Below are 12,137 nucleotides of genomic sequence, written 5' to 3'. Positions count from 1 at the left end.
ACGATAGGTCTCGCCTGCGACAAGGGCTGATCCGACTCCGCGGGTGCCGCTTTCAGGAGCTGGTCAAGGGTTTGACGACGCGTCTACCGCTCCGGCCAAGCGGAGATCACGACCGAGGTCACCGACGAGTAGGCGGGGATGGCGTCGCCACCACCACATGTCGATGGGGTCGAATCCGCTGATCCGGTGGAACTGCGACATGGCGATGCCGTCGTCGAAGACGGTGGCGGCCCGGAATCGGTCGTCCAGGGCTTTGATCCGCGGAGTCCAGATGACGATGACGCGTTCAGTGAGGATCGGCCACGCCTCGTGGAGCCAGTTTCGGCTGTAGAGGTCGTTGGTGTACTCCTCGGCCATGTCGTCGTAGCCGTTCTCGACCTTGCCCACGATTCGGGCCCATTTGTCGACCATCTCCTGGACGGTGAACGCCTTGCGCCAGCCGCGCTGGTGCAAGATCTCGCCCGCCGCCTGCTCGTTGTGGGGCTCCATATCCCGGAGCCTGACATACCGCACGGTCCGTTGACCAAGGGTTTCCCCTGTTCAACGGACCTGATCGAGCGGCTGTCGTCGTACGGCCTTAGCTCCTCAGGTACGTACGTTTGAACGTCCCGAGGTGGGGCCATCGCAGCGGGACGCCTTCACGGTCTGCACTACGATGCTTCGCGACCGGGAGGCAGCGGGCGATGGACGATGTGTTCGATCTGAGTGGGACACCGCCGCAAGGCTGGATGCATGCCGTTTTCGGGGGCGGGCCTTACGGAGATGATGTCGGCCGGTGCGTTCCCGGCCCGCCGGCCTCCGAGATCTGGACTGTCGGTTCGTGGTCGGCACCCGACGATCCCGGGGCCGTCTACAACGGTATCGATCCGCAGAATGATCAGGGTGCCACGCGTCCTCAGCCCCGAGGCTGACACCTGACAGAGAGGCTGCTGCTGATGGACCATGCCAGACCCGTCCCCGAGGATCTGAATGAACTCGAGATACTGCTCATGCAAGGTGCCTCCACGATCCGGCAGGTGGAGGCGGCCGAGCGGCTGGTCTTGAAGGTGGACAACCTGCGGGAATGGCTGATCAAGAACAACTACCTCCGTATGCACATGAGCGAGACCGGCCCGTACGCCGCCACCTACTTCGCTGAGGCATTCGCGGCTGTAGTCGAGATCCTGCGCGGCGGAAGCATCGCGCTGGAAGCCTCCGGTCTGACCAAGTCGAGCTTCTCTGCCCTCGCCGTCGCCGCCAACCTCTCCGGCCGCGTCCAGAACTCGATCCGCTACACCGTCCATGAGATAGACGACGTCGATGCCCAGGCGGTAGCCGAAGCGATCCTCTACGCCATGGGCTACATGGATGCCACCGTGGACCTCTACGGCAACGAGGTGGACGGCGACGGGCCGAACAGGCTCGCCTACGAGAAGCGGTGGGTTGAGCCCTGAGCGGCCACGCACGGCTTCCACAGCATCACTTCAGTGCCACGACCAGGCGCCGGTGATACATTCCCAGAGCCCGACCCGGGTCCGAGACGGACATCCGCCGTGCCGGGCAACAGGACTCCTCCGTACATGGCTGGGGCCGTTCACGTATACGCCGACAGCGGCAATGCTTAAGTTGTCGAGTGCCCGGGATCCGGGCTTCGAGGTCCGCGACGCGGCGGCCTTGGAAGCGGAGGTCTCGACCGCGTCGCCTAGGGTGGCTCTGGCTATGGGGGTGCCGCAGTTTCTCCCGTCAGACCCGGAGAGGACGGGTGCCATGATGCGAGAGGATCAGGGGCGGGACCTGTTCGGCCGCACGGCGGCGCACAATGCCGTCGTGGATGGCGATGTCGCTGGGTTGAGGGCGATGCTTGAGCGCGGGGCGGATCCGAATGCCGTGGACAAGGCAGGGTGGACGCCGATGCACTTCGCCGCACAGGCCCAGGACGCGCTGGCCGCCGAGGTCCTCCTATCGGTCGGCGCGTCGGTGGACGTGGCTGATCGCCATGGCAATACCGCGCTCTGGCGGGCGGTGTTCACCTTCCGGGGCGAGGGCGCGACGCTTCGCGTGCTGCTGGCGGCCGGAGCCGATCCCGACCAGGAGAACGCGCACGGTGTGAGCCCGCGTGGTCTGGCCGACAAGATCGCCAACTATGACGTTGCGGTCCACCTGCCCGGTGGCAAAGCATGAGCCGGGAGATCATGCGCGTCGATGATGGTTGGCGCGTACCTACGTTTCGCGGACTGGGCGTCAGCGAGCTGGCCATCTCCCGCGAGATGAGGCTCCGCTTCGGATCGCACCAGATCGAGCTGCACTCATGGTCAGAACTCGCGGCGGACGGACAGACATACAGACTGGCCGCATGGCCCCAGACCAACCTCGGCAAGGCGACCGAACTGTTGGGCCAGGTCATTGCCGAGGTCAGCGCTTCCGATCAGGGCGTCCTTCGGATCCTGTTCGCCAGTGGCTGGTGCCTGACGGTTCCGCCCGACGACGAGCGTTCCGCATGGAGTGTGTCAGTCCGATTCCATGAGTTTCTCCACGTCCGGCCCGGCGGCGAAGTACGGGTGAGCGGTCCCCGCGAGATCAGGACGTAGGTCGCCCTGGTTCAGCGATCTGGGCTTCGAGGTCGGCGACGCGGCGGTCCTGAAACCGCAGGTTGGAGCGGGCGGCCTTCAGCCGCTCGTCGAAGGACCGGTTGTCGGCGGCGAGCTGGCGGACGCGCTGCTTGAGGGCGGTGTTCTCGGTGGTGATCCGCTGGATGGCCTCCTGGGTCCACTCGGCTTCCAAGTCTCGGTCCTGTCCGAGGAGTTCGCCGATGCTGGTGTGCTGGGTGAGGATCTCGGTGTGGGCGGCCTTGAGGGCGTCCTCGGCGTTCAGGGCCCGCTCGCGCCAGGTCGCCTCGCGTGCCTCGTCCTGGTCGGTGAGCACCTGGGTCCGGCGTTCGTCGGCTTCGGCCATCGCGGTGGCGACCGCGGCTCTGGCGTCGGGGTGGTCGTAGAGGAAGGTGCGGGAGACGTTCGCGCGGCGGGTGACCGCGGCGACGCTGACCTGGGTCTTCTCGCGGCGGAGCCGGGCGATGGCGTCGCGGACACGTCCGAGGGCGGCGTCGGTGCTGCGGTGGCGAGCGGCCAGGGCGGCGGCCGTGCGCGGGTCGGGGACGGTCGTGGTCACGCGCGTTGCTCCTGCTCGTCGATGGTGTCGTCGGCCCGGCCCTGCTCGTCGCCGGTGGCCTGGGCGAGGTCGGCCGCGCGGAAGGCGGTGGACCACACCCGGTGGAAGTAGTCCTGGGGCTTGCGCAGGTCCAGGGCAAGGGCGTCGTCGAGCAGGCCGAGGCCGGCCAGGGCGCTCTCCAGGCCGTCGATGGCGCGGGCGGTGGGTTCGAAGTAGCGGTGGAGGTAGTCGGCGGTGGCGTCATCGGGTGCACCCTCAGCCAAGAGCCGCCACTGTTCGCGCTTGCGCCGCCAGTAGAGGAGATCGGCGCCGGAGAGTACGAACTTGTCGCAGTTGTGGCAGTCCAGGTTCCAGGGGCATGTGCCGCCCTCGACGACGGGCTGGAAGTTGCAGAACTCGCCCTCGGCCGGGGTGCTGCGGCGCGACAGGTCGATCGCCAGGGCCTGGGCCTGCGCGCGGGTGAGCGGGGTGGCATCCCCGGCAAGGAGTTCGTCCGGTTGGGCGGTGTCGGGGCCGGCGACCCAGATATGCTGGAGCACGTCCTCCAGATCAGTACTGGTCAGATGCACATAATGCTCGGCCATGCGGTCCGAAACCTGCCCGAGGTAACGTCGGATGTGGGTCAGTGAAGCACCGGCCCGCAGCAGATTCATGGCCAGCGTGTGGCGAGCCTGATGGGGGACGATGTGTCCCAGGTCGAGTTCGTTCACCCAGTCCCGGAAGCCGCGGTTGAACCAGGTGTAGGACAGCGCGGTGGTGCCGGCGGGGTTGCGGACCTTGGTCGCGAACAGCGCCAGCCGGGCCCGCTCGCTGCCCGTCGGTCGACGGCCGTGCCGGGCGACGAAGCGGTCCAGCGTCTTGCGCTGGCGCTCGGCGAGCAGGATCTCGGCCCGCAGCAGGGGCCGCAGGCCGGCGCAGGTTGACCTGCTCCGGCCGCAGCGCCGGGTCAACAGCCGCGCACCAGGCACGGAACGCGTTCTGGTCCGCGTAGCAGACGCGAACCGGCTGCCCCTGCTTCTCGTAGCGCTGCCACCAGCTCGACGGGAGGGCCGCCCCTCCCGGACGGCGGTCGCGCATGTAGCGGTGCCGATGCCAGCAGCACAGCCCCAGCGGGGACAACGCCAGCCCGGGACAGACAGTGGCCTGGCAGTTCCCATAGCCCTCGCACGGCTCCTGATCTGCCACCCACTGGTCGAAGTCCACCGACGCGTCCCCGACGGAGACCGAATACTTCCACGCGCCGTAGTGACGGATGCACAACCGCAGCCCGGTGCGCGGCGAGGTGGGCCGGGCGGGGCAAATCAGGCAGGACCCTGCCCGGTCGTACTCGGCGCGGCAGCGGCCCGGCGGTGGTGAGGAACTCCGCCCGAGTCGTCCCGGACTCCCGGGCCGTTCCCCACTCCTGGAAGTGAGTCGAGCACAGATCCAATCCGCTGTGCCGGGCCCGCTCGCACGCGTCGACCACACAGGCCCACTGGTAGACACGGTGGCCCTGCGGGACACGGATGATGACGTCGCGGAAGATCGGGTCGAAGGCCGGGGCGCCGATCAGCGCGGTGAGGATCTCCAGCCGGTCCCGCCCCTCGCCGCAGGCCGCGTTCTCGCGCAGGTGCAGGTCCACCAGGTGCAGCCCGCAGAGCTCGCCGATCCGCAGCCCGCCGTCGGCCAACCAGGTCACCAGCAGCCGGTTCCGGGCCGAGTTCACCACCCCAGTAGCTTGTCCCGCGCGCCGTCGGGGAGCATCTTCGGGTGCCGGCGGTGCGGCCCCGTCGGCGCGAGCGGGTTGGTGGGCAGCGTCGACTTCACCTGCCCCAGGAACGCACGGCGGCGGTCCGCCCGCGTGGGCAGCCGGGAGGTGTCGAGTTGCTTGCCGAGCTCGCCGTTCACGCCGAGCGAGGACTGGTGCAGGTAGAAGCCCTTCAGGCAGGCCGCCGCCGTCGAGAGTGCGGAGCGGCCGTAAGGGCGCTTGCCGATCCGCCACGGCTCACCGAGCGGCATGCGGACCTCGGCGCCGACGATGCCCATGTGGCGCTCAAGGTCCCGCAGCACGACCTTGTCGAAGGCCAGGCACTCGCGCTCCAGCCACCGCAGGTGGTCCACCAGGTAGTACGCGTAGGTCTTCTGCGTGCCCGACCCGTCGTGCAGGCGCAGGAAGCGGTCCGCCTCACTGTGGATACTGCCCTCGGGCCACACGATCGTCCACGACCGCCGCCCGTCCTTCCGCTCGATCTGCTGGACCCTCAGGTCCCCGACCACCACTCGCCGTGCCACTTGCCCTCCGTACCGACTCCGGAACATGACGGGCGCTCCGGACACGGTCGGCAAACGAGCCCGCGACGCCCTGGTCACAGGCCCAGACGGACATCACGGGCGGCACTACCCCCGGTCGGTAAAGTCCAGACTCCAGACCACTGCCGACCTGACCGCGAAGGCTCATGACTCCATGACAGCCCTCCGGCAACGGCTGGGACGATGCCCCGTGCCCCAGTTCAGCACATAGAGGGAACTATGTCCGGAATCACCGTCCTCGTCCGCCTTGGCCAACTACCCTGTCATCTTTGGCCAACCACAAGTGCGCCGGGACCTGAAGGCTCCCCAAACCGATTGTCAGACGAGGTCAGGCCGTGTCACCCTCCCGCTATGGAGCAGGACCAACCCCTCGTTCGCGACGTCTTCCCCGACCTCGTCACCGAGCTGACCGCTCTCCTGGAGGCGGAAGGAGAGCGTTGGCTGGCCATCAGCGTGCGCGATGTCCGCCTGGTCGGCAAATGCGCATGCACTGATGACTTCTGCCAGAGCATCCGAACAGCGGATCACCCGCAAGGACAGCCCTACGGCCCAGGACATCGGTGCGTGCCGCTCATACCTGCGGAGGGCATGCTTAACCTGGACGTACTGGACGGCCGCATCATGTTCATCGAAGTCCTCGATCGGGCACCCATGCACAACCGCATGGCCTGCACGGCCAACGACGCGAAGACCGACGAATGAGCGAGGACGGCGAGTTGTTCAGCGACCTACTGGCGCGCTGGGAGGAGAGGTGGCAGGCGAAGCCACCCGACGCGCACGAGCTCCGCGCAAAGCACGCTGAACGCTGGGTCCGGTTCCACAGCCTGCCGGACTCCAAGCGCTACGCACAGGACGAGGCCGATTACAGGGTCATCCTGGAGCGGCACAACACGGTGCTGGACGAACTGTTCACGGGGCAGGACGTCTGCGTGATCACCAACGGGTGGTCCTATCCGGGCGATCCCGCAGTACGGTCAGACGACCAGCTTCGACTCCACCCCGGCAGCGAGCTGTGGACATCCTCTCCCACCAACGAGCCCGATCCGGAATACCGGCTTCACCGGCACTCCTACATCAGCCGCATCCGATGGCAGCCCGCATGCCTTGACCTGCTGCTTCGCTCGGTCGCAGACGACGTATCAGCAGGTGTGATCATCACCGACACAAACCTTGATCAGCTCTACCACCCCTATGACGGCGGCGCAGACGTGATCCTCGCGAACAGCGCCAGGCGGGACGCCATGCGCGAACGCCGCAGCGACTGGCTGTCCAAGCACCCACAGGGACTTTGACACCTACCCGTGCCACGGCGGACCAGCCCAGTGGTTGGCCAACCGTGCTGTCACCTTTGGCCATCTACCGAGTCCAGGCACAGCTGGTTCGCCCGGTCGACCTCGGCCATGTGTTCCTCGGCCCACGTGCGAAGCCTGGCCAGTGGTTCTTCCAGGGTCAGGCCGAGCGGGGTGAGCCCGTAGTACACGCGTGGTGGCACCGACGCTTCCACCCGACGGCTGACCAGGCCGTCACGGGCCAGCCCCTGAAGGGTGACCGACAGCATCTTCTGCGAGACGCCGGTCATCCTGCGTTGCAGTTCCGCGAAGCGCACCTCCTGCGGGGACGCTTCCGCCAGCACTTTGATGGCCATGGACGTCCACTTCGTGCCGATCCGGTCAAGCAGACGACGGGTCGGGCACTGCGGATCGAACAGATCTCCACGATTCCCGTGAGGGGGTCGCCGCGTCGAGGAGGTCACCTGGAGCTCACCACCTGGGTCAAAAGTGCGGTCTTGGCCCCCTCACCATAGGTACCTATCGTTCTGTTGTCACCATTGGTAACCACAGAGGGAGAGCACCGTGCCTGCCGCACCGCGCCGCGTACCCACTCGACCGTCAGGCATCGAACTACGGCGGGTCACGGCCAACGGCGTCGATCTCAACGTGGCTCTGGCCGGCGAGGGACCGGCCGTGCTGCTGCTGCACGGCTTTCCGCACACCTGGCAACTGTGGACCCACCTCCTGGACGGCCTCGCCGGGCAGTACCGGGTGATCGCGCCGGACCTGCGGGGAACGGGCACGAGCACGCACGCCAAGGACGGCTACGACGCCGGAACGCTCGCCACCGACGCCGAAGCCCTCCTCGACGCCCTCGGCGAGAGTTCGGCGGCCGTGGTCGGCATCGACGCCGGAACCCCACCGGCCTTCCTCCTTGCCATGCGCCGCCCCGACCTCGTCCGACAACTCGTGGTCATGGAGGCACTTCTGGGCGGACTGCCGGGCGCCGAGGACTTCCTCGCCCATGGGGCACCGTGGTGGTTCGGCTTCCACTCGGTGCCCGGCCTCGCGGAAACCGTACTCACCGGACACGAAGCCCAGTACATCGAGTGGTTCCTGCGCACGGGCTCCCTCGGAGAGGGCGTGGATCCCCTCATCCGAGACGCCTTCGTCCACGCGTACACCGGAGCCGAGGCCCTGCGCTGCGCCTGCTCGTTCTACCGGGCCATGCCCACGACCACCGAGCAGATCCAGGAAGCGGCCGGTACCGGCCGGTTGACCGTACCCACCATGGCCATCGGGGCCCGCCCCGTGGGCAGAGCCCTCGAACAGCAACTGCGGCCGATCACCGATCATCTCGTCGGCCACATCATCGACGACTGCGGCCACATCATCCCGCTGCACCGCCCCGAGAGGCTGCTCAGCCTGCTGGAACCGTTTCTCGCCTCGCCGCAGACCGTCGTCGAGCCCCGCACGGACTGAGGAGCCGGGACACGTCAGTGGGGACCTGGCCACGCCGGTGGGCTCCGCGACCGAGCGCGGCGAGGCGTGCCGACGCCACGTATATGCTCGCCGCCGTGCGCGGACGGCGGGAGCCGACCGATGGCGAACGGAGCGCGGGAATGGTGAGTACGTGGCCCGACGTGATCCGGCCCGCGGCCGATCCCGGCCGCCGCCGGATCTTCGAGCGTGGTGACGTGATCGGCGCGGGCGCGCTGATCGCCTGCATGGCGGTCTCGGTGGTCGTGGCCGACGGGGCGGCGCTGAAGGTCGTCGTCGCCGTGCTCGGGCTCGGCGCGGAGCTGGGCATGGTGCTCAGTGGCCGGGCCCTGCCGACGCCGCTGACCTGGTTCGGCGTCGCGCTGACCATCGGGACCGGCTTCGCCGTCATGGCTCTCGTGCACAACGGGCTCGGCGAGGTTCCCGTGCTGGCCGCCGCCGCCGTGCTGCCGATGTGCGTCCCGGCCGGGCCGGTGCGCAACGCCTGCGTCGCGCTGCTGGCCGTCGGCTTCGGCGTCGCGGTCATGCTGATCTTCGACAGCGTGGCCGGACTGCTGTCGGCCGTCGGCGTGTGGCTGCTCGCCGACCGTTCGATCGAGCACGCCGCGCTCCAGGCCGAGCGGGACCGCGCGGTCGCGCTGCTGGCCGAAGTGGAGGCGTCCCGCGCGTCCCAGCAGGAGGCGGCAGCCCTGGAGGAGCGGCGGCGGATCGCCCACGAGATGCACGACGTGCTCGCGCACAGCCTCGCCGGACTGTCCATGCAGTTGCAGGCGATCAGGGCGATCGCGCGGCGTGACGCCGCTCCGGCGACGCTGACCGAGCCGCTGGACCGCGCCGCCGAGCTCGCGCGCGACGGAGTACAGGAGGCCCGCGCGGCGGTGAGCGCGCTGCGTTCCGTACCGCTCCGGGGGGTGGCCGATATCGACGGGCTGACCAGTGGTTTTCCGGGCGAGGCGCGGCTGCGCGTCAGCGGCCGGGCCGGTCGGCTCAGCCCCGAGGCCGGGCACGCGGTGTACCGGGCGGTGCAGGAGGCCATGACGAACGCGGCACGGTACGCGACCGGTAGTGCCATCGAGGTGGACCTGGTGTGGGAGGGCTCCGAGCTGCGCGCCGTCGTGCGGGACCGTGGGCTGCCGGTCGGTCGCGGCCCGTCGGGAGTACAGGGCAGCGGCACGGGGCTGCGCGGCATGGCCGAGCGGATCGGGGCCGTCGGCGGCTCGGTGACCGCCGGACCCGCGCCCGAGGGGCCGGGCTGGCGGATCGCGCTCCGGGTGCCGGTCGTGGAGGACGATGGCGCTGTCGCGGGCGGCAGCAACGCACCTGGCAGCAACGCCGGTGGCAGCGCAGCAGACGGGAAGGCAGACGCGTGACAATTCGGGTGCTGGTCGCGGACGACCAGGCGGTGGTGCGGGACGGGGTGGTGCTGCTGCTGACCTCGGCGGAGGACATCGAGGTCGTCGGGCAGGCCGGCGACGGGAACGAGGCGGTGCGGCTCGCCGTGGCGGAGCGGCCCGACGTCGCCCTCGTCGACCTGCGGATGCCCGGGCTCGACGGCGCGCAGGTGACGGCCGAGGTACTGGCAGCGGGCATCGGGACACGGGTGCTGATCCTGACGACGTTCGCCGACGACGACGCGGTGATGCCCGCGCTGCGGGCCGGGGCACTCGGCTACCTGACCAAGGACGCAACCGGCGAGGCGGTGCTGGCCGCGGTCCGGGACGTGGCGGCTGGTCGGACCGTCCTCGACCCGGCCGTGCAGCGGCGGCTCGTGCAGCTCGTCGTGACGGAGCCCAAGGCGCCCGCCGCCGCGCCCGCGTCCTCGTCGGCGACGCTTCCTCCCGAGGCCGAGGGGCTGACCAGGCGGGAGGTCGACGTCGTCCGGCTCCTGGCGCAGGGGCTGAACAACCGGCACGTGGCGCGCGAGATGGTCGTCAGCCAGGCGACGGTGAAAACGCACCTCAACCACATCCTGGCCAAGCTGGCGCTGGAGGACCGCGGCGCGCTGATCGCCTGGGCCTGGCGCTTCGGCCTGGTCGACAACACCGTCGACACCACCGAGCAGTAGCGGCGCGGACTTCAACCCGGACTTCAACCCGGGTTGCAACTCTGGGTTGAAGGAGTTCGGAGCGCGTCGGCGGATGCTCTTAGACATGACAACGACCGACTGGTTCATCGACATCGCGCTCCTGCTCATCGTCCTTCGCCAGATGCGCGAGGAGCGGCTGACCACCCGCACCATCCTGCTCCCGCTCGGCATGATCGCCTGGGCCGCCAGCAACTACCTGAGCAACATCCCGACCGCCGGCAACGACGTGCCGCTGGCCGTGATCTTCGCGGCCACCGGGGTCCTCTTCGGCCTCGCCGGCGGCCTGCTCACCCGCGTCCGGCACGCCGACGGACACGTGCTGATCAAGGCCTCCGGCGGTGCGGCCGCACTCTGGATCATCAGCATGGGCTTCCGCCTGTGCTTCGCGGTGTGGTCCACGCATCCCTCCGGCGCCGCGCACCTGACCAGCTTCTCCGCCGCGCACACCATCACCAGCGGCCAGGCCTGGGTCGTCGCGCTGCTCCTGATGGCGGTCGGCGAGGTCGTCGTCCGCCTGGGCACGATCATCATCCGCGGCCAGCTGCTTCAGGCACGGGTCGACCGCACCGCGAACAAGCCGGCCCACCGCCCGCGCGTCTACGTCTGAGCCGCGAGACAGCCCCCGGCACGGCGCTCGACCCGCGCACCGAACCCCCAGCTCAGCTTGCCCGACACCCCACCCGCACCTGATCAGCACGGAGGTCCCCCATGTCCGCAGCGCAGCGCGCCTCGCGTGCCCGCACCCTGCCTCGGCTGGCCGTGGCCGTCGCCACGGTGGCCCTCGGAGCGGTCGCCTGTTCGTCCGGCGGCGGGCACCCGGCCAGCGCTCCGAGCAGCGAGCCGAGCACGCGGGCCACGGCAGTGACCGCTACCACGGCGGCGTCGACCCTGGTCCCGAACTCCGCCCCGAGCGGGCCGGGCGCGTTCCTCGGGCCGGTGCGCCAGATCCCGGCGGACGGCATCAGGATCGGCTACCGCCAGTTCGGCTCCGGCCCCGACCTCATCATGGTCATGGGCGACACCGGCACCATGAGCGACTGGACGGTCAACCTGCTGAGCCGGCTCGGCCGGCACTACCACGTCACGATCTTCGACAACCGCGGCGTCGGCTACACGACCGACGACACCTCGGTCCCCGACACCGTTCCGCTCATGGCGGACGACACCGTCGGTCTGATCAAGGCGCTGGGTCTGCGGCACCCCGCGCTGCTCGGCTGGTCGATGGGCGGCGAGATCGGCCTGACCGTCGCCGCGCTCCACCCGGGTGCGATCAGCGCGCTCGTGAGCACCGGCGGCGACCTCGGCGGCAGCCAGGCCATCAACACGCCGCCCGCCGTGGCCGAGGAGCTCAACAGCCCCAAGACCACGGGGCCGCAGATGCTGGACCTGCTCTTCCCCGCCGACGCCACCGCCGCGCGGACCGCGTACATCGAACAGCTCGGTCTGATCCCGCCGGAGAAGGTCGGCAACGAGACGCTGCTGCGTCAGTACCAGGCCGGACAGGCGTACGGGTCCTTCGAGGGCACCTGGAACAAGCTGCCCGACAGCACCATCCCGATGCTGATCACCAACGGCTCCCTCGACGAGATCACCCCGCCCGGAAACGCGAGCATCATCACGCGGCGGGCCGAGCACGCCAAGCTGGTCATGTTCCCTGACGCCGGCCACGCGATGCTCGTCCAGGACTCCGACCGGTTCGTCTCCCTGGTGACTCGGTTCACCAAGGCGTCGGGCATCGAATGACAGACCCGCCTCCGCCTCCGACAGCGGCGGCTGCGGCTCGATCGACGAGCCGCAGCCGTCATGCGTCGTCGCTCGTCTGTACCGAGGTCCGGGGACTGTGCCAA

The 12,137-nt window shown here is 69.2% G+C and carries 15 protein-coding genes; 10 read left to right on the top strand and 5 right to left on the bottom strand.

The window, feature by feature from the left end:
* Positions 1 to 63: 63 nt before the first annotated feature.
* Positions 64 to 489, bottom strand: coding sequence for a hypothetical protein (locus GXP74_RS37570; RefSeq protein WP_182455664.1), 426 nt, complete (start codon positions 487 to 489; stop codon positions 64 to 66).
* A gap of 446 nt (positions 490 to 935) precedes the next feature.
* Here GXP74_RS37570 and GXP74_RS37565 point away from each other — a divergent pair, with 446 nt between their 5' ends.
* The 3 genes from GXP74_RS37565 (at position 936) to GXP74_RS37555 (ending at position 2,567) form a co-directional block, all read left to right on the top strand.
* Positions 936 to 1,433, top strand: coding sequence for a hypothetical protein (locus GXP74_RS37565; protein WP_182455663.1), 498 nt, complete (start codon positions 936 to 938; stop codon positions 1,431 to 1,433).
* Positions 1,434 to 1,746: 313 nt separating this feature from the next.
* A complete protein-coding gene (locus GXP74_RS37560) occupies positions 1,747 to 2,160 on the top strand; it encodes an ankyrin repeat domain-containing protein (RefSeq protein WP_182455662.1) in 414 nt (137 codons plus the stop codon).
* Entirely contained in the window at positions 2,157 to 2,567 is a 411-nt protein-coding gene (locus GXP74_RS37555) for a DUF6188 family protein (RefSeq protein WP_182455661.1), read from the top strand. Before GXP74_RS37560 ends, GXP74_RS37555 begins: the two co-directional genes overlap by 4 nt.
* Here GXP74_RS37555 and GXP74_RS37550 read toward each other — a convergent pair.
* From GXP74_RS37550 to GXP74_RS37540, 3 genes are all read right to left on the bottom strand, one after another.
* On the bottom strand, positions 2,557 to 3,144 hold the full coding sequence (locus GXP74_RS37550; protein WP_182455660.1) for a DUF6262 family protein: 588 nt from the start codon (positions 3,142 to 3,144) through the stop codon (positions 2,557 to 2,559). The genes GXP74_RS37555 and GXP74_RS37550 overlap by 11 nt on opposite strands.
* Entirely contained in the window at positions 3,141 to 4,112 is a 972-nt protein-coding gene (locus GXP74_RS37545) for a tyrosine-type recombinase/integrase (protein ID WP_182455659.1), read from the bottom strand. Before GXP74_RS37545 ends, GXP74_RS37550 begins: the two co-directional genes overlap by 4 nt.
* A gap of 733 nt (positions 4,113 to 4,845) precedes the next feature.
* Positions 4,846 to 5,415, bottom strand: coding sequence for a hypothetical protein (locus GXP74_RS37540; protein ID WP_225448469.1), 570 nt, complete (start codon positions 5,413 to 5,415; stop codon positions 4,846 to 4,848).
* A 369-nt stretch (positions 5,416 to 5,784) separates the two neighbouring features.
* Between GXP74_RS37540 and GXP74_RS37535 the strand changes: the two genes are divergently transcribed.
* Both GXP74_RS37535 and GXP74_RS37530 read left to right on the top strand, forming a co-directional pair.
* On the top strand, positions 5,785 to 6,135 hold the full coding sequence (locus tag GXP74_RS37535) for a hypothetical protein (RefSeq protein ID WP_182455658.1): 351 nt from the start codon (positions 5,785 to 5,787) through the stop codon (positions 6,133 to 6,135).
* Positions 6,132 to 6,725, top strand: coding sequence for a hypothetical protein (locus tag GXP74_RS37530; RefSeq protein ID WP_182455657.1), 594 nt, complete (start codon positions 6,132 to 6,134; stop codon positions 6,723 to 6,725). The genes GXP74_RS37535 and GXP74_RS37530 overlap by 4 nt, the downstream gene beginning before the upstream one ends.
* Positions 6,726 to 6,775: 50 nt before the next feature.
* Here GXP74_RS37530 and GXP74_RS37525 read toward each other — a convergent pair whose 3' ends face one another.
* Entirely contained in the window at positions 6,776 to 7,186 is a 411-nt protein-coding gene (locus tag GXP74_RS37525; protein ID WP_182455656.1) for a helix-turn-helix domain-containing protein, read from the bottom strand.
* A gap of 100 nt (positions 7,187 to 7,286) precedes the next feature.
* Between GXP74_RS37525 and GXP74_RS37520 the strand changes: the two genes are divergently transcribed.
* The 5 genes from GXP74_RS37520 (at position 7,287) to GXP74_RS37500 (ending at position 12,033) form a co-directional block, all read left to right on the top strand.
* Positions 7,287 to 8,186, top strand: a complete 900-nt coding sequence (locus tag GXP74_RS37520; protein ID WP_182455655.1) for an alpha/beta fold hydrolase — start codon at positions 7,287 to 7,289, stop codon at positions 8,184 to 8,186.
* Positions 8,187 to 8,326: 140 nt separating this feature from the next.
* Positions 8,327 to 9,574 carry a sensor histidine kinase gene (locus GXP74_RS37515; RefSeq protein ID WP_182455654.1) on the top strand — a complete coding sequence of 416 codons (1,248 nt, stop codon included), beginning with the start codon at positions 8,327 to 8,329 and terminating at the stop codon, positions 9,572 to 9,574.
* Positions 9,571 to 10,269 (top strand): response regulator transcription factor, encoded by a 699-nt coding sequence (locus tag GXP74_RS37510; RefSeq protein WP_182455653.1) that lies wholly within the window; start codon positions 9,571 to 9,573, stop codon positions 10,267 to 10,269. The genes GXP74_RS37515 and GXP74_RS37510 overlap by 4 nt, the downstream gene beginning before the upstream one ends.
* An 85-nt stretch (positions 10,270 to 10,354) precedes the next feature.
* Complete coding sequence (locus tag GXP74_RS37505) at positions 10,355 to 10,897, top strand: hypothetical protein (RefSeq protein ID WP_182455652.1); 543 nt, start codon at positions 10,355 to 10,357, stop codon at positions 10,895 to 10,897.
* A 101-nt stretch (positions 10,898 to 10,998) separates the two neighbouring features.
* A complete protein-coding gene (locus GXP74_RS37500) occupies positions 10,999 to 12,033 on the top strand; it encodes an alpha/beta fold hydrolase (protein WP_182455651.1) in 1,035 nt (344 codons plus the stop codon).
* The last annotated feature ends 104 nt before the right edge of the window (positions 12,034 to 12,137 follow it).

Origin of the sequence: Streptacidiphilus sp. P02-A3a, from assembly GCF_014084105.1 — a bacterium.
Taxonomy (GTDB): domain Bacteria; phylum Actinomycetota; class Actinomycetes; order Streptomycetales; family Streptomycetaceae; genus Streptacidiphilus.
This window is presented reverse-complemented; position numbering and strand designations above follow the sequence as displayed.

Coding starts and splice junctions, on each gene's coding strand:
- GXP74_RS37535 (WP_182455658.1), top strand. CDS start 5,785: ATGGAGCAGGACCAACCCCTCGTTCGCGACGTCTTCCCCGACCTCGTC.
- GXP74_RS37570 (WP_182455664.1), bottom strand. CDS start 489: ATGGAGCCCCACAACGAGCAGGCGGCGGGCGAGATCTTGCACCAGCGC.
- GXP74_RS37560 (WP_182455662.1), top strand. CDS start 1,747: ATGATGCGAGAGGATCAGGGGCGGGACCTGTTCGGCCGCACGGCGGCG.
- GXP74_RS37505 (WP_182455652.1), top strand. CDS start 10,355: ATGACAACGACCGACTGGTTCATCGACATCGCGCTCCTGCTCATCGTC.
- GXP74_RS37555 (WP_182455661.1), top strand. CDS start 2,157: ATGAGCCGGGAGATCATGCGCGTCGATGATGGTTGGCGCGTACCTACG.
- GXP74_RS37500 (WP_182455651.1), top strand. CDS start 10,999: ATGTCCGCAGCGCAGCGCGCCTCGCGTGCCCGCACCCTGCCTCGGCTG.
- GXP74_RS37565 (WP_182455663.1), top strand. CDS start 936: ATGGACCATGCCAGACCCGTCCCCGAGGATCTGAATGAACTCGAGATA.
- GXP74_RS37530 (WP_182455657.1), top strand. CDS start 6,132: ATGAGCGAGGACGGCGAGTTGTTCAGCGACCTACTGGCGCGCTGGGAG.
- GXP74_RS37515 (WP_182455654.1), top strand. CDS start 8,327: ATGGTGAGTACGTGGCCCGACGTGATCCGGCCCGCGGCCGATCCCGGC.